Origin of the sequence: Streptomyces poonensis, assembly GCF_014650915.1 — a bacterium.
Taxonomy (GTDB): Bacteria; Actinomycetota; Actinomycetes; order Streptomycetales; family Streptomycetaceae; genus Streptomyces; species Streptomyces poonensis.
Genome location: NZ_BMVW01000001.1, coordinates 771616 through 794507, shown reverse-complemented (window position 1 = coordinate 794507; position 22892 = coordinate 771616). Strand labels below are relative to the sequence as shown.

General features: G+C 71.7%; 14 protein-coding genes. 8 read left to right on the top strand and 6 right to left on the bottom strand.

From position 1 onward, the window contains the following. Positions 1–54: 54 nt before the first annotated feature. Positions 55–3258, bottom strand: a complete 3204-nt coding sequence (locus IE242_RS03480) for a tetratricopeptide repeat protein (protein ID WP_189855126.1) — start codon at positions 3256–3258, stop codon at positions 55–57. A gap of 248 nt (positions 3259–3506) precedes the next feature. On the opposite strand from IE242_RS03480, the gene IE242_RS03475 reads away from it, so the two are divergent. The 5 genes from IE242_RS03475 (at position 3507) to IE242_RS03455 (ending at position 12362) form a co-directional block, all read left to right on the top strand. After that, positions 3507–5537 (top strand): thioredoxin domain-containing protein, encoded by a 2031-nt coding sequence (locus IE242_RS03475; protein ID WP_189855124.1) that lies wholly within the window; start codon positions 3507–3509, stop codon positions 5535–5537. Positions 5538–5804: 267 nt separating this feature from the next. Next, the gene (locus IE242_RS03470; protein WP_189855122.1) at positions 5805–7067 is read left to right on the top strand and encodes a glycosyltransferase; all 1263 of its coding nucleotides are present in this window, start codon (positions 5805–5807) and stop codon (positions 7065–7067) included. After that, complete coding sequence (locus tag IE242_RS03465; RefSeq protein ID WP_189855120.1) at positions 7064–8713, top strand: ArnT family glycosyltransferase; 1650 nt, start codon at positions 7064–7066, stop codon at positions 8711–8713. The genes IE242_RS03470 and IE242_RS03465 overlap by 4 nt, the downstream gene beginning before the upstream one ends. After that, positions 8710–9918: a glycosyltransferase gene (locus IE242_RS03460; protein ID WP_189855118.1), complete on the top strand. Its 1209-nt coding sequence runs from the start codon at positions 8710–8712 to the stop codon at positions 9916–9918. Before IE242_RS03465 ends, IE242_RS03460 begins: the two co-directional genes overlap by 4 nt. 5 nt (positions 9919–9923) lie before the next feature. Further along, the gene (locus IE242_RS03455; RefSeq protein WP_229858318.1) at positions 9924–12362 is read left to right on the top strand and encodes a galactose oxidase family protein; all 2439 of its coding nucleotides are present in this window, start codon (positions 9924–9926) and stop codon (positions 12360–12362) included. Between the two features lie 72 nt (positions 12363–12434). Here IE242_RS03455 and IE242_RS03450 read toward each other — a convergent pair whose 3' ends face one another. From IE242_RS03450 to trhA, 3 genes are all read right to left on the bottom strand, one after another. Next, a complete protein-coding gene (locus tag IE242_RS03450; protein ID WP_189855116.1) occupies positions 12435–13169 on the bottom strand; it encodes a Mut7-C RNAse domain-containing protein in 735 nt (244 codons plus the stop codon). A 128-nt stretch (positions 13170–13297) separates the two neighbouring features. Further along, entirely contained in the window at positions 13298–13936 is a 639-nt protein-coding gene (locus IE242_RS03445; RefSeq protein ID WP_189855114.1) for a TetR/AcrR family transcriptional regulator, read from the bottom strand. A gap of 69 nt (positions 13937–14005) precedes the next feature. Continuing rightward, a complete protein-coding gene (trhA, locus tag IE242_RS03440) occupies positions 14006–14719 on the bottom strand; it encodes a PAQR family membrane homeostasis protein TrhA (protein ID WP_189855112.1) in 714 nt (237 codons plus the stop codon). 343 nt (positions 14720–15062) lie between these two features. On the opposite strand from trhA, the gene IE242_RS03435 reads away from it, so the two are divergent. Next, positions 15063–16886: a phosphoenolpyruvate carboxykinase (GTP) gene (locus IE242_RS03435; RefSeq protein ID WP_189855110.1), complete on the top strand. Its 1824-nt coding sequence runs from the start codon at positions 15063–15065 to the stop codon at positions 16884–16886. A 239-nt stretch (positions 16887–17125) separates the two neighbouring features. After that, entirely contained in the window at positions 17126–18865 is a 1740-nt protein-coding gene (locus IE242_RS03430; RefSeq protein ID WP_189855108.1) for an Ig-like domain repeat protein, read from the top strand. A gap of 112 nt (positions 18866–18977) precedes the next feature. Here IE242_RS03430 and IE242_RS03425 read toward each other — a convergent pair whose 3' ends face one another. Both IE242_RS03425 and IE242_RS03420 read right to left on the bottom strand, forming a co-directional pair. After that, positions 18978–19406 carry an SCO4983 family protein gene (locus IE242_RS03425; protein WP_189855106.1) on the bottom strand — a complete coding sequence of 143 codons (429 nt, stop codon included), beginning with the start codon at positions 19404–19406 and terminating at the stop codon, positions 18978–18980. A gap of 187 nt (positions 19407–19593) precedes the next feature. Continuing rightward, positions 19594–20805: a pyridoxal phosphate-dependent aminotransferase gene (locus tag IE242_RS03420; RefSeq protein WP_189855104.1), complete on the bottom strand. Its 1212-nt coding sequence runs from the start codon at positions 20803–20805 to the stop codon at positions 19594–19596. A 275-nt stretch (positions 20806–21080) separates the two neighbouring features. Between IE242_RS03420 and IE242_RS03415 the strand changes: the two genes are divergently transcribed. Next, positions 21081–22868: a P-loop NTPase fold protein gene (locus tag IE242_RS03415; protein ID WP_229858103.1), complete on the top strand. Its 1788-nt coding sequence runs from the start codon at positions 21081–21083 to the stop codon at positions 22866–22868. The last annotated feature ends 24 nt before the right edge of the window (positions 22869–22892 follow it).

Below are 22892 nucleotides of genomic sequence, written 5' to 3'. Positions count from 1 at the left end.
CGGCATGGTCCCGCGGCGCCTCCGGGCGCCGCGGGACCATGCCGCGTTCGTCCTTCACGGGGCTCCCGTCACCGGTACCCCCATCACCTCCCGCGCGTGGCGGTCCGGGACCATGCCCAGGGACCAGGCGCGCCAGCCGGCCTCCAGGTCGACGCCCCGTTCCAGCAGCAGCTGGTACGCCTCCACGTACTCGTCCAGCTTCGTGTCGCGCAGCGGATGGGCGGCGCGGGCCAGCTGGGCCAGCTCCTCCTGGGCGACCGCGGTGCCGATCTCGACGCCGCCGGGGGCCGCGTACGGCAGCAGGGTGCAGCGCAGGAAGCGGGCCCAGTCCTCGCCGCGGCGGTCGCCGTAGGACATGAAGAGGGTCACCGCCTCGTCGCACAGGGCGAGGGCCTGCGCGGTGCGGGCGTTGCCCGCGTCCACCACCGCCAGCTCCAGGCAGGACCAGGCCTCGCCGTGGGCGACGCCGACGCGCTGGAAGTCCGCGCGGGCGTCGGCGAGCAGCTGGCGGGCGAAACCGGAGTTGCGCAGGGAGCCCGTCTGGACCGCGCGCTGGTCGCGGGACATCCGGCCCGAGTGGTGCCGGGCGCCGGCCAGCCCGTACATGTCCCGCATCCGGGAGAACATCGTGCGGGAGCGTTCCAGCTCGCGCACCGCCTGGTCCAGGTTGCCCGTCTCCTCCAGGGCCTGGCCCAGGTAGTACACCGTCCAGGCCACCCCGCGCACGTCCTCGTTCTCCTGGTGGCGGGAGGCCGCCCGGCGCAGGGCGTCCACCGCGGCGGACGCGTCCCCGGCGACCAGCCGGGCCCGGCCCAGCTGCGTCATGGCCCAGGCCTCGCCGCGGCCGTCCCGGGTCCGGCCGTACAGCTCCAGGGCGCTGCGCAGCTCCCTCTCCGCCCGCGGTACGTCGCCCATGCGCAGGCAGAGCTGGCCGAGCTGGTAGTGGGCCCAGGCCTCGCCGTGCACCGACTCGCCCTCGCGGTGCAGCGCCAGGGACCGGGTGAGCAGGTCGTGCGCCTCCTTCAGGCGGGCCCGGTCGCGCTCCACCGCCGCCAGCGCGTGCATCGTCCAGGCGCGGTCCACGGACAGCTCGGGCGCCTGCTGGAGGTCCAGGGCCTCCCGCAGGCGAGCCGCCGCCTCGGTCAGGTTGCCCTGGTGGTGCAGCGTGATGCCGAGCGAGGTGAGGGCACGGGCGGCGCCCGCGTCGTGGTGGGCCTCCATGTAGAGGTCGACGACGGAGGTCAGCGTCGTGCGTGCCTTGTCGAGCTCGCCGAGCTGGCGGGCCGCGATGCCGGTGCGCCACTGGACCGAGCGGATCAGCAGGCCCTGGTCGACCGCCCGGGCCAGCTCGCTGATCTCGCCCAGACGGTAGAGGTCGCCGCGCAGCAGGCAGTAGTCGCACAGGGCGCCCAGCAGATTGAGCACGGCCGCCTGGTTCACGCCCTCGGTGTGCCGCAGCGTGGACGTGATGAAGCTGGACTCGTCGTCCAGCCAGCGCAGCGCCTCGTCGAGCGAGGTGAAGCCGTGCGGGCCGAACCGGTCCGAGCGCGTGGACATCTTGCCGTCGACCAGGCGCAGCACCGAGTCGGCGAGCTCCGCGTAGTTGACGATCAGACGCTCCTGGGCCGCCGTGCGCTCGGCCGGCTCCTCCTCGTCCAGCAGCCGGGCCTGCGCGAAGACACGGACGAGGTCGTGCAGGCGGTAGCGGTCGCCGCGGACGTGGTCGATCAGTCCGGCGCGGGCGAGCGCGGTGAGGTGGCGGCTCGCCTCCGGCTCGTCGGTGGCGAGCAGGGAGGCCGCGGCGGCGGCGCCCAGGGAGGCGCGGCCCGCCAGCGCCAGGCGCCGCAGCAGCCGCCGCGCGGTGCCGGACTGATCGGTGTAGCGCAGCCACAGGGTGCGTTCGACGGGCTCGACCGGGCCGTACGCGCCGAGATCCGCGGCCAGTTGCCGGGGTGTGCGCGGGCCGAGGGCGGAGCCGGCGACGCGCAGCGCGAGGGGCAGTCCGCCGCACAGCTCGCGGATGCGCTCGGCCGCCTGGGCGTCGTACGGGTCCGGCCGCTCCTGGGCGGCCGCGGCGAGGAGCTCCTCCGTGCCCGCCTCGTCCAGGGCCTCGACGGGGAGCTGGTGCACCCAGGCGGGGAGGTCGGCGGGCAGGGCGAGCGGGGAGCGGGTGGTGACGAGGACGAGGCTGTCGGAGCGTTCGGGGACGAGGGTGCGGACCTGTTCGGGGTCCGAGGCGTCGTCCAGCACGATCGTCACCGGCAGGCCGGTCAGATGCCGGTGGTACAGCTCGGCGAGCCGTCTGACCTGCTGGTCGGGGGAGGAGCGCTCACGGAACAGCAGCTGTTCGCGGGGCGCGCCGAGCCGGTTCAGCAGATGCAGCAGGGCGTCCCGGGTGGACAGCGGCGGCTCCTCCGGGCTGTCGCCGCGCAGGTCCACGACGCACGCGCCACGGAACTGGTCCCGCAGATCGTGGGCCGCGCGCACCGCGAGCGTCGTACGGCCGGAGCCGGACGCGCCGTGCAGCACGACGACGGCCGGGCGGGTCTCGGTGCTGGCACGGGCGGCCTGCACCCACTGCCGGATCCGGGCCAGCTCCGCCCGCCGCCCGGCGAACGGTCCGTCCGCCTCCGGGAGCTGCTGGAAGGACTGCTCCAGCACGCTGCGCCGGCGGGCCGCCGCGCTCTTGTCCGTACCGCGCAGCTGGGGCGCCGTCTTCTTCTTCGCCCCGGTGCTGGCGCTGAGCACGCGCTGCTGGTCCAGGAACGGGCGGATGCCGCGCACCTCCAGCGCGGTCAGCCACTGCAGCCGCAGCTGCTCGGGGCCGCCCGGCTGGCCGAGCGCGCCCGCGCGGTGGTGGGCGGCCGGGAGATGCGCGGCGGTCACCTTCACGACGGTGGCCGCGGCGGCGACGACGCCCACGGTGGCCCCGGCGGTCAGGGCCGTGCCCGTGCCGGTGCCGAGGGCCAGGTCGGCCACGGCCGCGGCGACGGCGGCGACGGCCGCCACCAGCAGGGGAGTGCCCGCCCCCTCCTTGGCGTAGCGCTGCGCGAAGGTGAGCCGGCCCTCCTCGGACTCGTCCAGCGCACGCGTGTACGCCTCGTACTCCTCGCCGGCCGACCGGGCCATGGTGTCCAGGGCTGTACGGGCGCGCGCCAGCAGCACGGCGCCGTCCGTGTGCCCGCCCGAGCGGCGGACCTCCTCCTCCACGGCTCTGGCCAACAGCCGCTCGGCCTCCGCCCGATGGCTTCCCCGCATGTCATGTCCCCCTCCGACGACAACGGTCTGCCCGGGACAAGTGTGCTGCGGACGGGGCGCGAACGCGAGAGAGGTGTGCGCCCCCAAGTGTCGTACGGGCGTGCCGACTTCGCGTGGGCGGCGTGAAGGAACGGTCCGGGCGGCGGGCGCGGGGCGACGACGCGCCGGTGCCCCCGTGATCGGCTCGCCCCGGGCGCACCACCCCGTGCTGCATGGCCGGATCCGGGTACTGCGGCAGGATGGACACCATGCCGAACCGACTGGCCCAAGAGACCTCGCCCTACCTCCTCCAGCACGCCGAGAACCCCGTGGACTGGTGGCCCTGGTCGCCGGAGGCCTTCGAGGAGGCGCGCCGGAGGGACGTGCCCGTGCTGCTCAGCGTCGGGTACAGCAGTTGCCATTGGTGTCATGTTCTAGCTAGCGAGTCCTTCGAGGACCCGGAGACCGCCGCCTACATGAACGCCCACTTCGTCAGCGTGAAGGTCGACCGGGAGGAGCGGCCCGATGTCGACGCCGTGTACATGGAGGCCGTGCAGGCGGCCACCGGGCACGGCGGCTGGCCCATGACCGTGTTCCTCACCGCGGACGCCGAGCCCTTCTACTTCGGCACCTACTTCCCGCCCGAGCCCCGGCACGGCATGCCGTCCTTCCGGCAGGTCCTGGAGGGCGTACGGGCCGCGTGGACCGACCGCCGGGAGGAGGTCGCCGAGGTCGCCGGGAAGATCGTCCGGGACCTGGCCGGACGCGAGCTGAAGCACGGTGCCGTGGACGCCCCCGGCGAACCGGAGCTCGCGCAGGCCCTGCTCGGGCTCACCCGGGAGTACGACGCCGCGCACGGCGGGTTCGGCGGGGCGCCCAAGTTCCCGCCGTCCATGGTCGTCGAGTTCCTGCTGCGCCACCATGCGCGGACCGGCGCCGAGGGGGCCCTGCAGATGGCCCGGGACACCTGTGAGCGCATGGCCCGCGGCGGCATCTACGACCAGCTCGGGGGAGGGTTCGCGCGGTACTCCGTGGACCGGGAGTGGGTGGTGCCGCACTTCGAGAAGATGCTGTACGACAACGCGCTGCTCTGCCGCGTGTACGCCCACCTGTGGCGCTCCACCGGTTCCGAGCTGGCCCGCCGGGTCGCCCTGGAGACCGCCGACTTCATGGTGCGCGAGCTGCGGACCGCCGAGGGCGGGTTCGCCTCCGCGCTCGACGCCGACAGCGACGACGGGACGGGGAAGCACGTCGAGGGCGCCTATTACGTGTGGACGCCCGCGCAGCTCGCCGAGGTGCTCGGGGAGGACGACGCCCGGCTCGCCGCCCAGTACTTCGGGGTGACCGAGGAGGGTACCTTCGAGCACGGGCAGTCGGTGCTCCAGCTGCCGCAGCAGGAGGGCGTGTTCGACGCCCGGCGGGTCGAGTCGGTCCGGCGCCGGCTGCTGGACGCGCGCTCCCGGCGCCCCGCGCCCGGCCGCGATGACAAGGTGGTCGCCGCCTGGAACGGGCTCGCCGTCGCCGCCCTCGCCGAGACCGGCGCCTACTTCGAGCGGCCCGACCTCGTCGACGCCGCGCTCGCCGCCGCCGACCTCCTGGTCCGGCTGCACCTGGACGACCACGGACGGCTCGCCCGCACCAGCAAGGACGGTCGCGCCGGCGCCAACGCGGGCGTCCTGGAGGACTACGCCGACGTCGCCGAGGGCTTCCTCGCGCTCGCCTCCGTCACCGGGGAGGGCGTGTGGCTCGAGTTCGCCGGGCTGCTGCTCGACCAGGTGCTCGACCGGTTCACCGACCCGGAGTCCGGGTCCCTGTACGACACGGCCGCCGACGCCGAACAGCTCATCCGGCGGCCCCAGGACCCGACCGACAACGCGGCCCCCTCCGGGTGGACCGCGGCCGCGGGTGCCCTCCTCGGCTACGCCGCGCACACCGGCTCCGAGCGTCACCGCACCGCCGCCGAACGGGCCCTGAGCGTCGTCAAGGCGCTGGGGCCGCGCGCGCCGCGCTTCGTCGGCTGGGGGCTCGCCACCGCGGAGGCGCTGCTGGACGGGCCGCGCGAGGTCGCGGTCGTGGGCCCGGACGGCCATCCGGGCACGCGGACCCTGCACCGTACGGCACTCCTGGGCACCGCCCCCGGCGCCGTGGTGGCCGTGGGCGCCCCGGACAGCGACGAACTGCCGCTGCTGGCCGACCGTCCGCTCGTCGGCGGTGAACCGGCCGCGTACGTCTGCCGTAATTTCACCTGTGACGCGCCTACGACGGATGCCGCACGCCTTCGTGCGGCATTGAACGGATAGCGCGCGGTCCGGAAGTGGCTGGAAGAGCCGGAAGTGGCGGAAGTGCCTGAATCGGTCGCTCAAAGAGGTGTAACCAGGCGTGTGTAGGGATACGTCCGACTACGCGTGCGCCCGAACGGAAACACGGTATTTAACGGAACCGCTCCCGGTCTTCACAGTTCTTCCCTAGTCTCTCCTTGGTGACGCGACGGTAAGGACGCGCGGACGTGCCATTGGCCACGTGCGTCCCGTCGCGACAGGGGGGATTGAGATTCGGGGGGATCTTCTTTGCTGACGTCTGTCTTCATCGCTGTCGTCTCGCTCGTCCTGTTCTGGATGGCGGCCTTCACCCTGTGGTGGCAGATGCACGCGTGGCGTACGCCCGAGGTGCTGGCCTCCACCCGATTCAGCAGACCGGACGGCGACGGGCACGTGTCCTTCTCGCTGCTGCTGCCCGCACGGCACGAACAGGCCGTGCTCGACCACACCATCCAGCGGCTGCTGGAGTCCACGCACACCGCCTTCGAGATCATCGTCATCGTCGGCCACGACGACCCGGAGACCACCGAGGTGGCCCGCAGGGCGGCCGGCCGCGACCCGCGCGTCCGCGTCGTCGTCGACACCCACGGGAAGAAGAACAAGCCGAAGGCCATGAACACGGCGCTGCCGCACTGCCGCGGCGACGTCGTCGGGGTCTTCGACGCCGAGGACCAGGTCCATCCGGAGCTCCTCGCCCATGTCGACCACGCGTTCCGCTCCACCGGCGCGGACGTCGTCCAGGGCGGGGTGCAGCTCATCAACTTCCACTCCAGCTGGTACAGCCTGCGCAACTGCCTGGAGTACTTCTTCTGGTTCCGCTCCCGGCTCCATCTGCACGCGCAGAAAGGGTTCATCCCGCTCGGCGGCAACACCGTCTTCGTCCGCACGCCGGTGCTGCGGGAGGCCGGCGGCTGGGACCCCGACTGCCTCGCCGAGGACTGCGACCTGGGCGTACGGCTCTCCAGCGTCGGCAAGAAGGTCGTCGTCGCGTACGACTCCGACATGGTCACCCGCGAGGAGACCCCCGGCAGCCTGATGTCGCTGTTGAAGCAGCGCACCCGCTGGAACCAGGGCTTCCTCCAGGTCTACCGCAAGCGCGACTGGAAGCAGCTGCCCGGCTTCGGGCAGCGGATGCTCGCCCGCTACACGCTCATGACGCCGTACCTCCAGGCGGTCTCGGGCGTCGTCATCCCGCTCAACGTGGCCATCGCGCTCTTCCTCGACGTGCCCGTCGGTATCGCCTTCCTCACCTTCCTGCCGGCCGTCACCGCCCTGGTGACCTTCGTCTTCGAGGTCGTCGGACTGCACGACTTCGGCAAGCAGTACGGCCTGCGGGTGCGGTTCGCGCACTACCTCAAGCTGATCGTCGGCGGCCCCTTCTACCAGCTCCTGCTCGCCGGGGCCGCGGTCCGCGCCGTCTGGCGCGAACAGCGCGGCCGTACCGACTGGGAACTGACCAGCCACGTCGGCGCCCACCTCGCGCACACGACCCGAGAGGACGTTCCTGCGTGACCTCCACACTTCCCGCGGCGACCGGAGTCACGGTCCCCGCGCAGCGGACAGCCGTGCCCAGAACCGGTTCGACCGGCCGAACGAGACCGCCCGCACGTCTGCGCTCCTCGCGCCCCGACCTGATCCTCTGCGGTGTCCTCCTCGCGGCGATCCTCGTCGTACAGGGCTGGAACATCGCCGACTACCCGACCCTCAGCGACGACGAGGGCACCTACCTCGCCCAGGCCTGGGCCGTCCAGGAGGGCCGGGGCCTCGCCCACTACACGTACTGGTACGACCACCCGCCCCTCGGCTGGATCCAGATCGCCGTCCTCACCTGGATTCCCGCCCACTTCGCCCCCGAGTCGATGACCGTCGGCTCGATGCGGGCCGTGATGCTGCTGGTCAGCGCGGTCAGCGCCGTCCTCGTCTACGTCCTCGGGCGCCGGCTGTCGCTGCCGCGCTGGGCCGCCGGGCTCGGCATGGTCCTCTTCGGGCTCTCCCCGCTGTCGGTGGTCCTCCAGCGGGAGATCTTCCTCGACAACCTCGCGGTGATGTGGACGCTGCTCGCGTTCTGCCTGGCCGCCTCCCCGAGCCGCCACCTCTGGCACCACTTCGGCGCCGGCATCGCGGGCGCCATGGCCGTGCTCACCAAGGAGACGATGCTGATCGTCCTGCCCGCCGTGATGCTCACCATGTGGCGGCACAGCCACCGGGACACCCGGAAGTTCGCCCTGACCGGCGCCGTCACCGCCTGCGCGCTCATCGGGATCTCGTACCCCCTCCTCGCCCTGCTGAAGGGCGAGCTGTTCCCCGGCGACGGCCATGTCTCGCTGTGGGACGGCATCGCCTACCAGATGACCCGCCCCGGCTCCGGCTTCATCCTCGATCCGGACTCCGGCTCGTACGGGGTGCTCCAGTCCTGGCTGTACTACGACCGGGTGCTGCCGCTCGGCGGGCTCGCGGGCGCGCTGCTGCTCCTGCTCACCTGGCGCTGGTCGGTGACCGCGCGGGCGCTCGCCGGACCCGCGCTCGCCGTGGCGGTCCTCGCCCTGGTCGCGCTGCGGCCGAGCGGCTACCTGCCCGCGATGTACGTCCTCCAGGCGCTGCCGTTCCTCGCGCTGGTCCTCGCGGGCGGCACCGCGAGCGTCGCGCACGCCGTGCTGCGCCGGGGGCGGCACTCGGGGGAGGAGAAGCGGTACGCCACCTGGGCTCGGTACGCCGTCGCCACCGCCCTCGCGGCCGCCTCGGCCGCGTACGTCGTCCCCCGCTGGTACGACGGCGACCGCACCGCCATGACCGCCGACGCCAACGCCCCCTACCAAGCCGCCGCGCGCTGGATGGGCACGCAGGTCGAGGACCCGGCGGACACCCGCGTCCTCGTCGACGACGCGCTCTGGCTGGACCTGGTGCACCACGGCTATGAGCCCGGGACCGGCGTCATCTGGTTCTACAAGGCCGACCTCGACCCCGCGGTGACGAAGACGATGCCGCGCGGCTGGCGCGACCTCGACTACGTGGTCGCCTCCCCGACGGTACGGCGCGACGCGGTCGACCTGCCCAATGTGAAGGCCGCCATGGAGCACTCGACTCCGGTCGCCGTCTTCGGCACCGGCGAGGACCGGGTCGAGATCCGCAGGGTCCAGAGCGCGGGAGGCGCCCGATGAGCGGCTACGAGTCCACCGTCCCGGAGGAGCTCGGGGAACCGGACCTGCGGGACACCGGGATACCCGAGCCCGGCGCCGTCACCGTCGTCGTCCCCACCTTCAACGAGTCCGGCAACGTGCGCGAGCTGCTGCGCCGGATCACCGAGGCGGTGCCCGCACGGCTGCCCTGCGAGGTGGTGTTCGTGGACGACTCCACGGACGACACCCCGGACGTGATCCGCGCGGCCGCGCGGGACTGCCCGTTCCCGGTGACCGTGCTGCACCGCGACGAACCCGCCGGCGGGCTGGGCGGAGCGGTCGTCGAGGGCATGAAGGCGGCCACGTCCGACTGGATCGTCGTCATGGACGGCGACCTCCAGCACCCGCCCGCGCTGGTGCCCGACCTGGTGGCCGCCGGCGAGCGCACGGCGGCCGGACTGGTCGTCGCCAGCCGCTACATCGAGGGCGGCAGCCGCGCCGGGCTCGCCGGCGGCTACCGGATCGCCGTCTCGCGCGCGGCGACCTGGCTGACCAAGGCCCTCTTCCCGCGCCGCCTGCACGGCATCAGCGACCCCATGAGCGGCTTCTTCGCCATCCGCCGCAGCATGGTCACCGCGGAGGTCCTCCAGCCGCTCGGCTACAAGATCCTGCTCGAACTGGCGGTGCGCTGCCGCCCGCGCGCGGTCACGGAGGTGCCGTTCGTCTTCCAGGACCGGTTCGCCGGCGAGTCCAAGTCGACCGCCAAGGAGGGCTGGAGGTTCCTGCGCCATCTGGCCGGGCTGCGCACCGCCTCGCCACTCGCCCGCCTGCTGGCCTTCGGCCTGATCGGCGTCACCGGCTTCCTGCCGAACCTGCTCGGCCTGCACGCCCTCACCTCGCTCGGCCTGCACTACCTGCCGGCCGAGATCCTCGCCAACCAGCTCGGGGTGGCCTGGAACTTCCTGCTCATCGAGCACCTGCTCTTCCGCGAGCGGCGCAGGCACCGGCACCACTGGGACCGCGTCGGCCGGTTCGCACTGCTCGCCAACGCCGATCTGGTGCTGCGCATCCCGCTGATCGCGCTGCTGGTCGGCCGGTTCGGCATGGGCGCCCTGTCCGCCACCGCGCTCGCGCTGGTGACGACGTTCGTCCTGCGCTTCGCCGCCACCGAGGCGCTCGTCTATCTGCCGCGCGGGGCCGGCGGGGCCCGGCGCACGAGCCGCACAGCGAGGGGGAGTACCGCATGAGAGCCATGAGAGCCATGAAGTCACGCGTCCGCATCCGCCCCAGACGGAGGACATCCCTGCTGGCCGTGGGCGGGCTGGCGGCCGGGCTGCTGCTCGCCGTGCCGCAGCCCGCGTCCGCCGCCAACCTGATCAAGAACCCCGGCTTCGAGACCGCCGGCACCGGTGACATGCCGTACTGCTGGGAGAAGTCCGGCTGGGGCGACAACGACTTCACCTTCAAGACGGTCGCCGACGCCCACTCCGGCTCCAAGGCCATGAAGGTGGAGCTGACCCGGCGCACCGAGGGCGACCGCAAGGCGCTGATCACCGAGTCGGCGGAGTGCGCCCCGCCCGTCTCGGCGGGCAAGCAGTACGACCTGTCGCTCTGGTACAAGTCGACGACGCCCGACGCCTCGGTCACCCTCTTCCGGCACGACACCACGGCCGGCTGGCAGTACTGGACCGACCTCAAGACCCTGCAGATGGCGGCCGGCTGGACCGGGGCGACGGTCCGCACCCCCGAGGTCCCGGCCGGCACCGACCGCATCAGCTGGGGCGTCTCCGTGTACGGCACCGGCTCGGTGACCACCGACGACTACACGATGGAGCAGGTCGCCGACCCGGTCCCCGAGCCGGACTGCACGGGCACGGCGGAGGAGTGTGCGAACGGCCGCTGGGACGTGCTGCCCACGGAGAACCCCGTCCGCTCCATGCACTCCGTCGTCCTCCACAACGGCAAGGTGCTGCTGATCGCGGGCTCCGGCAACGACCCGGAGATGTTCGAGGCGGGCACGTTCACCAGCGCCGTGTACGACCCGGTGAAGGGTACGTACAAGCAGATCCCCACGCCCGACGACATGTTCTGCGCCGGGCACGTCCAGCTCGACGACGGGCGCGTGCTCGTGATGAGCGGCAACAAGGGCTACCCGTCCGCGGACGGCACGATCGGCTACCAGGGCTACAAGGACTCGTACATCTTCGACCCGGAGACCGAGACCTACACGAAGACCAACGACATGAACGACGGCCACTGGTACCCGTCGGCGACCATCCTCGGCAACGGCGACGTCATCTCCTTCGGCGGCCTGCGCGAGGACTCGACCGGCTCGGTGACCGCCGAGCTGTGGTCGGACGCCGAGCAGCAGTGGCTGCCGACGTGGAAGGTCAACCAGACCTGGTCGTACTGGGGCCTGTACCCGTCGATGATCCTGATGCAGGACGGGCGGCTCTTCTACTCGGGCAGCCACGTCTTCGGCAACAACATCCCCGGCACCGGCTCCGCGATCTATGACTACGAGGCCAACACGATCACCCAGGTGCCGGGCCTGCAGAACAAGGACGAGCGCGACCAGTCCGCGAGCGTGCTGCTGCCCCCGGCCCAGGACCAGAGGGTCCTCACCGTCGGCGGCGGCAACATCGACTCCAACCCCGACGCCAACCGCCTCGTCGACGTCATCGACCTGAAGGACGCCAACCCCTCGTATGTCGCCGGACCGCCGCTCCCGCAGGGCACCGTCGACCTCGGTGCCGGGCCGGTGCCGCAGACGGGCGGCCAGGGCAAGATGTACGTCTCCGCGGTGCTGCTGCCCGACGGCAAGGTGCTGGAGACGGGCGGCGCCCTGCACAACCGGGCCAACCCGGTCTTCGAGTCGTCGATCTACGACCCGGAGACGAACACCTTCGATCCCGTGGCCGCCGACCCGGAGGCCCGGGGCTACCACTCCTCCGCCTTCCTGCTCCCCGACGGCCGCGTGATGACCACCGGTGACAACCCGGGCAACGGCAGCTGGAACCACAACGTGTCCATCTACACGCCCCCGTACCTCCTCAAGGGCGAGCGGCCCACGATCACGTCCGTCATCGACACCGAGTGGACGTACGGCGACACGCAGCGGATCACCGTCGACCGGCCCATCGCCAAGGCGGAGCTGATCCGCCCGGCCGCGGTGACGCACTCCTCCGACCCGAACCAGCGCTTCGTCGACCTGCCGTTGAGCGTGGACGGCAACAACGTCGACCTGAACGTGACGAGCAACCCGAACCTGGCCCCGCCCGGCTGGTACATGCTCTTCGCGGTCGACGCCAACGGCGTTCCGTCGGTGGCCGAGTGGGTGCACCTCCAGGGCCCGTCCGCGCTGGCGGCGGCCGCCGAGAACGGTGCCTCGGCGCACGTGCACTCCTTCGCCGACTCCCTGGAGGGCAAGGTCACCAAGGCGGGGAAGAAGAAGACCTCGCAGCCGGTGAGCCCGACGGTCTCCGGCTGCGACCGGCACTACGGCTCCGCCAACGTCTGTGTGCCGACCGCCTTCCCGGCCGAGGTGAAGAAGACGGCGGCGGCCCGCTGCACCTGGCTGAAGGACCACGACTACGGACGCCTGGAGGTCAACGGCAAGGACGACCCCCTGGGCCTGGACCGCAACAAGGACGGTCTGGCCTGCGGGAAGGCGGACGTGTTGAAGCGCTGACGACGGCCGTGCGGAAGCGCTGACGATGACCGTACGGGGCGGCGGTGACCGACTCCGCCGCCCCGTACGGCCTCACCCCGCCTGGCCGCCGCGCAGGCTCAGCGCCTCCTGGACGATCGCGTCCAGCTGTTCGTGGTGAGCTCCCCGCCAGTACGCGCGGCCACAGTCGCGGCACTGCGCGAACACGTCGTACGTCCGCTGCGTGCCGCCTTCGAGCTGGTCGGCGACCTCCTCCTTGGCGGCCTCCCGGAGCAGGCCGTTGCAGGCGGTGCAGCGGGTCCACGGAAGCAGGCGGGGCGCGAACCGGTCGAGGACGTCGCGGAGCTGCTCCTCGGGCTTCGTGCTGTAGACGAAGGCGCCCGCCCACAGTTCGCGGCGGCGCAGCAGGCCCCGGTCGCGGCTGAGCATCACCCGTCGCTCGGCCGCCGAGCGGGCGGCCAGGGCCGGGTCCCCGATGTCGGTGGACTCGTAGGCGGTGTCGACGCCGAGCAGGCGCAGCCGGCGGGCCAGGGTGCCGAGATGGACGTCGAGGAGGAAGCGGAGCGGGGCGCCGGGGACCTGCTGGGGGCGGGCCACCGGCCGTACCGCGACGCTCTCGCCGGCCGCGGGGACGTGGGACACCGGCACCCGGCGGCCGTCCACCAGCAGCGCGCCGACCTCCGTCAGCGGGACGCCCAGCGACTCGACGACATGGCCGAGCGTGGAGACGCCGTCGGTCCCCACCTCGGTGGTGCGTCCGCGCCGTCCCTGTGGGACGAACAGGTCCAGCTCGGGAGCGAATGCAACGTGGATCTCCGGTCCGTTCACCGGGTCAGGATGTCACGGTGCGCCAGGGCACGGCCGGTGCTTTTCCCGCCCGTGAATCAGCCCTTGGGTCAGCCCTTGAGCCCGCCTTTGAGCCAGCCCCTGGGCCCGCCCTCGGGCCAGCCCCCGGATCACTGTCGGCGCAGGTCCTGAAAGGTGTCGAGGGCGCGGTCGACGAGCTGCGGCAGATCGTCCCGGAAGCCGTGCTCCGCCCAGTAGCTCATCGCCTCCAGGATCGCCCCCACGAGTCCCGTCGCGTACACCCGCGTCTCGAAGTCGTCCTCGTCGCGTCCGGTGCGCTCCGCCAGTGCCCGGCTCAGCACACGGCCCGCGCCGGACATGCTCTCCATGACCCGGTGGCGCAGCGCGGGGACCTCGGCCATCAGCTGCACCCGCTGCCGCGCCGAGTGCCCGGCGAAGTCCGGGTCGCCGGCGATCGCCAGGGCCGCGACCCTGCGGACCGACCACCGGAGCGTCTCCAGCGCGGGCTCGTCCGCGGGGCGTTCGCGCACCAGTTCGCCGGCGGCCGACGGGTCGTACTCGACGGCGAGGACGATGTCCTCCTTGGTCGGGAAGTACCGGAAGACGGTGCTCGGTGAGACCTCCGCGCGGTCCGCGATCTGCTCGACGGTCGTCGCGCCGTACCCCTGCTCCTCGATCAGTTCGCAGGTGGCGTTCCTGATCGCGATGCGGGTCTTGAGTTTTTTCCGCTCCCGCAGGCTCAGCTGACGGGCCGCGGCCTGGGGAGCAGGGGTACGTGCCGTTTTCATGCGCGTCATTGTCCCAAGGGGGCGCTGGGCGGGCCATGTGCCATACGGGCCACCCCGGCGCCGCCGGGGTCAGGCGTGCTGGTAGGCCACCAGGGAGATGCCGACGTAGTGCGCGACGAACGCGGCGAGGGTGAGGGAGTGGAAGACCTCGTGGAAGCCGAACCAGCGCGGTGACGGGTTGGGGCGCTTGATGCCGTAGATCACGCCGCCCGCGCTGTAGAGCACTCCGCCGACGATCACCAGGACGAGCACGGCGATGCCGCCCGCGCGCAGGAAGTCCGGCAGGAAGAAGACGGCGGCCCAGCCCATCGCGATGTAGCAGGGGGTGTAGAGCCAGCGCGGGGCGCCGATCCAGAACACGCGGAAGACGATGCCCGCCGCGGCGGCGCCCCAGATGCCCCACAGCAGCCACTGGCCCTTCGAGTCCGGCAGCAGCAGGAGCGTCAGCGGGGTGTAGGTGCCCGCGATGATCAGGAAGATGTTGGCGTGATCGAGGCGGCGCAGCACGGCGTCCGCGCGCGGGCCCCAGTTGCCCCGGTGGTAGAGCGCGCTGATGCCGAACAGCAGGCAGGCCGTCAGGACATAGATTCCGCAGGCTATGCGCCCCCGGGTGGAGTTGGCGAGGGCGGTGAGCACCAGGCCCGCGACGACGACGGCCGGGAACATCCCGGCATGCAGCCAGCCGCGGAGCTTGGGCTTGACCGGATGCGGCAGGGAGAGCGCCACAGGGCCACGGCCGGCGGCCGGCGTGTCCGTGGGCGCGTCGGGGACGGACGCAGTCATGCCCGGCATCGTACCTACGGAACCGTAAGTTACGTATCAGTCTCCGGCCTTGTGCGCACAGGAGTGGTCATGGTCTCACGGGCCGCGGGGGCTCTGTCGAGCGTCTCGCGTCAACGAGGAGTGACATAGGGGCACCCTTCGGGTGAAACGCACGGATCGAAACCGAGTGGCATGGCTCACGCCGCTCAAGTGTGAAGCCCTCTGGACATATGCGCAGACACGTCGGATGATCAAATGAGTGCGGTCGACACCGGATGAGCGCCAGGTGATCCCCACGGTCCGGCATCCGGGTCGCAGCCCCCACGGGGCCTCCAACAAAAAAATCCCTCATTTAGGAGCAATCGTGGCGCGCGACATCGCGGCTCCCCCCACCGTCCCCACCCACCATCAGGAACTGGTCTCGTGGGTCAACGAGATCGCCGAACTGACGCAGCCGGACAACGTGGTCTGGTGTGACGGATCCGAGGCCGAGTACGAGCGGCTCTGTGAGGAACTGGTCGAGAAGGGCACCTTCCGCAAGCTCGACCCGATCAAGCGCCCCAACTCCTACTACGCGGCCTCCGACCCGACCGATGTCGCCCGGGTCGAGGACCGCACCTTCATCTGCTCCGAGAAGGAGGAGGACGCCGGTCCGACCAACCACTGGAAGGCCCCCGCCGAGATGCGGGAGATCTTCCAGGGGGAGCAGGGCCTGTTCCGCGGCTCCATGCGCGGCCGGACCATGTACGTCGTCCCCTTCTGCATGGGACCGCTCGGCTCGCCGCTGTCCGCGATCGGCGTCGAGATCACCGACTCGGCGTACGTCGCCGTGTCCATGCGCACGATGACCCGCATGGGTCAGCCGGTCCTCGACGAGCTGGGCTCCGAGGGCTTCTTCGTGAAGGCCGTGCACACCCTCGGTGCCCCGCTGGAGCCGGGCGAGCGGGACGTCCCCTGGCCCTGCAACACCACCAAGTACATCTCGCACTTCCCCGAGTCCCGCGAGATCTGGTCGTACGGCTCCGGGTACGGCGGCAACGCGCTGCTCGGCAAGAAGTGCTACGCCCTGCGCATCGCGTCCGTGATGGCGCGCGACGAGGGCTGGCTGGCCGAGCACATGCTGATCCTGAAGCTCACCCCGCCGACCGGTGAGTCGAAGTACGTCGCCGCCGCCTTCCCGTCCGCCTGCGGCAAGACCAACCTCGCCATGCTGGAGCCCACGATCTCCGGCTGGACCGTGGAGACGATCGGCGACGACATCGCCTGGATGCGGTTCGGCGAGGACGGCCGGCTGTACGCGATCAACCCCGAGGCGGGCTTCTTCGGTGTGGCGCCCGGTACCGGCGAGCACACCAACGCCAACGCCATGAAGACCCTGTGGGGCAACTCGGTCTTCACCAACGTCGCCCTCACCGACGACAACGACATCTGGTGGGAGGGCATGACGGAGGAGACCCCGGCCCACCTCACCGACTGGAAGGGCAACGACTGGACCCCTGAGTCCGGTGTCACGGCCGCTCACCCCAACGCCCGCTTCACGGTCCCCGCCGCCCAGTGTCCGATCATCGCGCCGGAGTGGGAGGACCCCAGGGGCGTGCCGATCTCGGCGATCCTGTTCGGCGGCCGCCGTGCCAGCGCCGTACCCCTGGTGACGGAGTCCTTCGACTGGAACCACGGCGTCTTCCTCGGCGCGAACGTGGCCTCCGAGAAGACCGCCGCCGCCGAGGGCAAGGTGGGCGAGCTGCGCCGCGACCCGTTCGCGATGCTGCCGTTCTGCGGCTACAACATGGGCGACTACATGGCCCACTGGATCGACGTGGCCAAGGACAAGGACCAGTCGAAGCTGCCGAAGATCTACTACGTCAACTGGTTCCGCAAGGACGACGCGGGCCGGTTCGTCTGGCCGGGCTTCGGCGAGAACAGCCGCGTCCTGAAGTGGATCGTGGAGCGTCTGGACGGCAAGGCGGAGGGCGTGGAGACCCCGATCGGCGTGCTGCCGGCCAAGGGGGCCCTGGACACGAACGGCCTGGACCTGTCGGACGCCGACCTCGACTTCCTCCTCACCGTCGACAAGGACGTGTGGCGCGAGGAGGCGGCCCTCGTCCCCGAGCACCTCGACACCTTCGGCGACCACACGCCCGAGGAGCTGTGGGAGGAGTACCGCGCCCTGGTGCGGCGCCTGGGCTGACACCGGCCCGAGAACAGTTGAAGACTCCGCGGCCGGTCTACCGACAGTGCCCTGACCAGCAATTTCGTCACGGCCGGCCGCGGTGCGAGCACCACCGTGAGACGACGAGGTCCCGCACAAAGATGTGCGGGACCCCGTCGCGCCGCCTTGCCCACAGGATCTTCACGGCTGTTTCATGCTCCTTGCACGTGTCTCACTGGTCCCAGTGAGGCACTCAACTCAGCCTGTGGGGGGCACAGTTGAATACTGCACACCGTTCCAGACGTCTCGCCGCCACGCTGCTCACCGCGGTCCTCGCGGGAACCGGACTGACCGTCGCCGCAGCACCCGCGGCGCACGCGGCGACGGAGGCCGTGGCCAAGCTGCCGATCTCGTCGTACTCGGCGATGGCGGTCGACTCGGTGAACGAGCGCGTGTACGTCGCGGACAGCAACCTCAGCTACTACACCAACAAGGGACAGGTCGCCGTCTACGACTTCCGGGGCGTGCGGCTCACCACGATCATCACCACGGAGCACGTCTCCGGTATCGCGCTCAGCGCCGACGGCGGCACGCTGTACACGGGCGAGCGGCAGTACATCAGGCGGTACGACACCACCACGTACCAGCTCGTCGGCAGCACCGTCGCCTATCTCGACACCTGCGGCCGCAGCCTCGCCTTCGCCGGTGGAGCGCTCTACCACACGACGCCGTACGCGAACTCGAACTCCAGCGCGAGCTGCGCCGAGGCCCAGACGAATCTGGACTCCGTCGACGCCGCCAACGTCCTGAGCCGCACCGGCTGGAACGACTACGGCAAGCTGCAGCTGGAGGCCGGGGCGGGCGACCGGCTCGTGATGGGGCAGCCGGCCAACGCCCAGGCCGCGAACCCCTTCCTCGCGGTGTTCGACGCGAGCGGCGACACCCTCGTGCGCACGGCCGGGCGGCGCTTCGCCGACGCCGACGGCAAGGGCGCCCTCAGCCTCAGGGACATGGCGGTCTCCCCGGACGGCAAGAAGGTCGCCGTCGCCGATGCCTCCGCGGGCACCCGGCTGCTGAACTCCGACGACCTGTCGGACGCGGCGACCGGCTACCAGCCCCTCCCGTCCGGTGCGTCCGCCTCGGCGGTCGCCTTCAGCGGTGACGGGAAGTACGTGGCGCGCGGCGCGTCGGCCACCGGGGCCACCCCCGACCTGCTGCTCCAGCCCGCCGACCCGGACGACGCCACCGCGCCGCTGGAGTTCGCCTTCGAGGGCAGCCTCGACGGGGACTGGGTCGCCCCGCGCGGCCTGGAGTGGTCCGCCGACGGCTCCCGGCTGTTCGCCGTCACCACCAACACGGCCGGCAACCAGTACTGGCTGCACATCATCCAGCCCCCGGCCGTCCAGTACGACACCCGCTTCACCGGCGGTCTGACCCACAGCCCCGGCCAGGCCGTCGCGGGCGAGCCTGTCTCGGTGCGCGGCAAGCTGGAGTACGACGGTCCCGCTCCCGCGGAGCCGCTGAAGGTCGCGGCGACCCGTACGGACGCGGAGGGCACCCACGAGCTCGGCACCGTGACCGTCAGGAGCGACGGCACCTTCACCGTTCTCGACGAGCCCGGCCTGGTCGGCGACGCCACGTACACGGTGTCCTTCCTCGGCGACCTGACCCACCGTCCCGCGACGGACGTCACCCACACCGTGTCCGTCGGCAAGGCGCCCACGTCGATCGCGCTCACCGCTCCGGAGGAGGCCAGCATCTCCGCCGGTGGTGTCGAGATCACCGGCACGTTCACCGCGCAGGGCAAGGCGCTGCCGGAGCGGGCCGTGCTCAAGGTCGAGCGGAAGGACTGGCTCGGCAGCGGTGTGCTGTCGTCGGTGACGGTCGGCGCCGACGGCACGTTCACGATCAACGATGTGCCGCGCACCCGGTGGAACACGACCTACACGGTGAGCTGGCCGGGCGACGACCTGCACGAGGCGTCGACGGCCGCGGCGACGGTGTACGTCAGGCGCTGACCGGAGACGTTGGTGGCACCCGGTCCGCGCGACGCTGTCGGTGCACGCGGACCGGGGCCGATCGTGGAGCCCCGGACGGGGCGGTCCGGGCGGGACCCGGCGCCGGTGGCGGTCAGCCGGTGGTGCTCAGCTCGCGCTGCCCGGCCTGGGCCGCCGCATGGGCGTCCATGCGCTCGGCGGCGAGGATCGCGACCGCCGTGTCGGCGCGGGACGCGGCGACCACCAGGGCGCGTCCGGCGAGGGCGTGCGCCCGCTGGTGCAGCGCCACGAGGTGCGGCTCGTGGATGGCGGCGGCCACCGACGACCGCGCGGGCGGCCGTCCTCCCCGCAGTCGGGCCACCTGCTCGGCGAGCCGGGACGCGGCGTCGTCCAGGTCGGCGGAGGGAGCCAGCGCGCGGAGCTCGTCCGTCACGGCGAGCAGCGCCGCGAGGTGGCCCGCGAGCTGGATGTCCAGCTCCTCCTCGCGTGAGCGGTGGGGGAAGTCGGGGGTCGTGGTGCCGGCCATCGTGTGGACCGACTTGGTGCGGATCGGTTCGTACATGGGATGGCCTCCAAGCCTCTGTTGCATCCATCCTACATTGGATCCGGTCTAAAGTTGAGCCAAGTCCTAAAGGTGTGATGCGAGGCTTGAAGGCGGGTTCGTCACGTCCTGGAGGCAACGGCGTGGGGCCGGACCGCCCTCGTCGGCGGCCCGGCCCCACGTACCCACTCCTCTGCTCACCCGCGGGTCACGGCTGGCTGTAGCCGTCCAGGAAGTTCCCGATCCGGGTGATCGCCGAGGTCAGGTCACCCACCGTCGGCAGTGTCACCACCCGGAAGTGGTCGGGCTCGGTCCAGTTGAAGCCCGTGCCCTGCACGACCATGATCTTCTCGCGCCGCAGCAGGTCGAGGACCATCTGCCGGTCGTCCTTGATCTTGAACACCTTGGGGTCGAGACGCGGGAAGAGGTACAGAGCGCCCCTCGGCTTGACGCACGTCACGCCCGGGATCTGCGTCAGCAGCTCGTACGCGACGTCCCGCTGCTCCTTCAGCCGCCCGCCCGGCAGCACCAGGTCGTTGATCGTCTGGCGGCCGCTCAGCGCGGCGACCACGCCGTGCTGCCCCGGCATGTTGGCGCACAGCCGCATGTTCGCCAGGATCGTCAGGCCCTCGATGTAGGAGTCGGCGTGGGCCCGCGGGCCGGAGATCGACATCCAGCCCACCCGGTAGCCGGCCACCCGGTACGCCTTCGACATGCCGTTGAAGGTGAGGGTCAGTAGGTCGGGCGCGACCTTCGCGGTCGGGGTGTGCGTGGCGCCGTCGTAGAGGATCTTGTCGTAGATCTCGTCCGAGCAGACGAGCAGGTTGTGGCGGCGGGCGATGTCCGTCAGCCCCTTGAGCAGCGTCTCGTCGTACACCGCGCCCGTGGGGTTGTTCGGATTGATGATGACGATCGCCTTGGTGCGGTCGGTGACCTTCCGCTCGACGTCCGCGAGGTCCGGCATCCAGTCGGACTGCTCGTCGCAGGTGTAGTGGACGGCCGTACCGCCGGAGAGGGAGACGGCGGCGGTCCACAGCGGGTAGTCCGGCGTCGGGACGAGGACCTCGTCGCCGTCGTCCAGCAGGGCCTGCATCGCCATGACGATCAGCTCGGAGACGCCGTTGCCGATGTAGACGTGCTCGACGTCCGTCTCGATGCCGAGGGTCTGGTTGTGCATGACGACGGCCCGGCGCGCGGCGAGCAGGCCCTTGGCGTCGCCGTACCCGTGGGCCGTCGACACGTTCCGGAGGATGTCCTCCAGGATCTCGGGCGGGCACTCGAAGCCGAACGCGGCCGGGTTGCCGGTGTTCAGCTTGAGGATGCGGTGCCCGGCCGCTTCCAGCCGCATCGCCTCCTCGAGCACAGGACCCCGGATCTCGTAACAGACGTTGGCGAGCTTCGTCGACTGGATGACCTGCATGTCCGCGAGCTTACGACCCGGTATCGGATCCGGCTCCGTGTTTTCCGCCACGTGGGACGCGACGGTTCGGCCGGTCATGCGCTGACGCACGCCCCCTCGGCCTCGCGCCCGGCGCTCGCGGCGGGCGGCGGTGGGCCGACGGGGCCACGACCGGTCCGGCCGCCATGAGCGCGGCACCGGGCGGCTCCGGCGCCGGGCCCGGGGCCCGTCCGGCGCGGCGTCCGGCGCCGCAACTCGCCGCCAGTGCGGGTAAGTTGTCCCGGCCGACGGAGAGGATGGGGGACCGCATGGACTTCTCGCTGCTCAACGACGAACCGGTGGCGGCGTCCGAGGGCGATGTGCTCGGCAGCGGACGGGCCGCCCGGGAGATCGCCAAGCTGCTGCACGACTCCCGCACGGCCACACCGTTCACGCTCGCCGTCGACGCCGGCTGGGGGATGGGCAAGAGCAGTCTCATGCGGCTGGTCGAGGCGGAGGTGGCGCAGCAGCGGGACGTCGAGGTGGTCTGGTACAACGCCTGGACCTCCACCGGCGGCGACGCCCTGGAGGGGCTCATCAAGTCCGTGCTGATGAGCTTCGACCGGCGGGCCCTGCGCCGCGCCCTGCACCGGCTGTCCGAGCGGCGGACCCTGCTCACCGCGATCGGCGCGACCCTGGGCGTGGTGCTGGCGCCGTTCGGCGTGGCCGGGCTGGTCGACCGCTTCTGGCAGGCCCTGTCCGTCGACGCTAGGTCCCGGAACGACATGCGGGACGCGCTGCGCGACCTCGCGACCGAGTGGGCCGAGTCGGCGCCGTACGAGCCCCGCCGGCTGCTCGTCGTGTTCATCGACGACCTCGACCGCTGCTCGGAGGAGACGGTCCTCGCGGTCTGCGAGGCGGTGAAGGTCTACCTGGACATCCCCGGCCTCGCCTTCGTCATCGGCTGCGACCGCTCGGCACTCGGCCCGTCCGGGCTCCTGCGGGACCTCGGACCGACCGGCTCGGCCTTCATGGAGAAGATCTTCCAGACCAGCTACCGGCTGCCGGCGCCGGGCGGGGACGAGGTGCAGGCGTACGTCAGGCACTGCGCGGAACGCTCCGGCCTGCGGGAACTGCTCGACGACGACCTGGTGAAGCTGATAGCCGACCGCTCGGCCCGCAACCCGCGCCGGATCAAACGGCTGATCAACGGCTTCGGGCTGGAGTGCTCGCTCAACCCGGTATGGGCGCGATTCGAGCCGGAGGCGGTGATCAGAACGCTGCTGCTCCAGTATCTGTACGGCGACTTCTACCGCATCCTCGTCACCGGCGACGGTATCCACCCGAACGCGGCCCGGGAGTTCCTCGAGTACCGCACGGCCCGGCGGGTGCTGGGACAGGGGGTGCGACCGCGGTCCGAGGACTGGCAGACCACGGTGGCCTGTGTCACCGGGCACGGCCTGGCCGAGCCGGCGCCGGCGCCGGACCTGGAGAGCTGGACGGCCGTCCTCGCCCGGCTGGAGGAGGAGCTGCCCACCGCCTATCCGGCGCTCGCCCGCGACCAGAACTTCGTCCACCTCGTCGAGGAGTGGCTGCGGCTGCCGCAGGCGGACGAGCTGGTGCAGCGGCTGAGGGAGGGCGGAGTGACTCCGGTCGTGGAGCTGCGGACGGACGAGGGGACGCCGCGTGGGAGCGGCGGCGTGCCCGCACGGCAGCGGGAGACGTACGCCGGCCTCCAGGTCCTGTGGGTCGACGACAGGCCGGAGGGCAACCGGAGTCTCGTCTCGTATCTGGAGGGCAGGGGGGCAGAGGTCCTGCTGGCCGAGGACGGGTGGTCCGCCGAGCGCGTCCTGCGCAGCCGTCCCGTCGACCTGCTGCTGTCCGACATCGCGCGCGGAGCGGACCGGGACGCCGGGCTCACCGATCTCGCGCGCTGGCGCGAGCAGGAACGTTTCGTCGGGCCGGCGGTCTTCTTCGCCGGACGGGTCACCCCCGCCCGGGAACGGCAGAGCCGGGAGGTGGGCGCCCGGATCACGGCCAGTGGCGGGGAACTCCTCCAGTACATCGACGAGGCGTGGGAGGAGATCCGCCGGAGCCGGCCCTGAAACGGCCCTGCGGCCGCGTTCTGC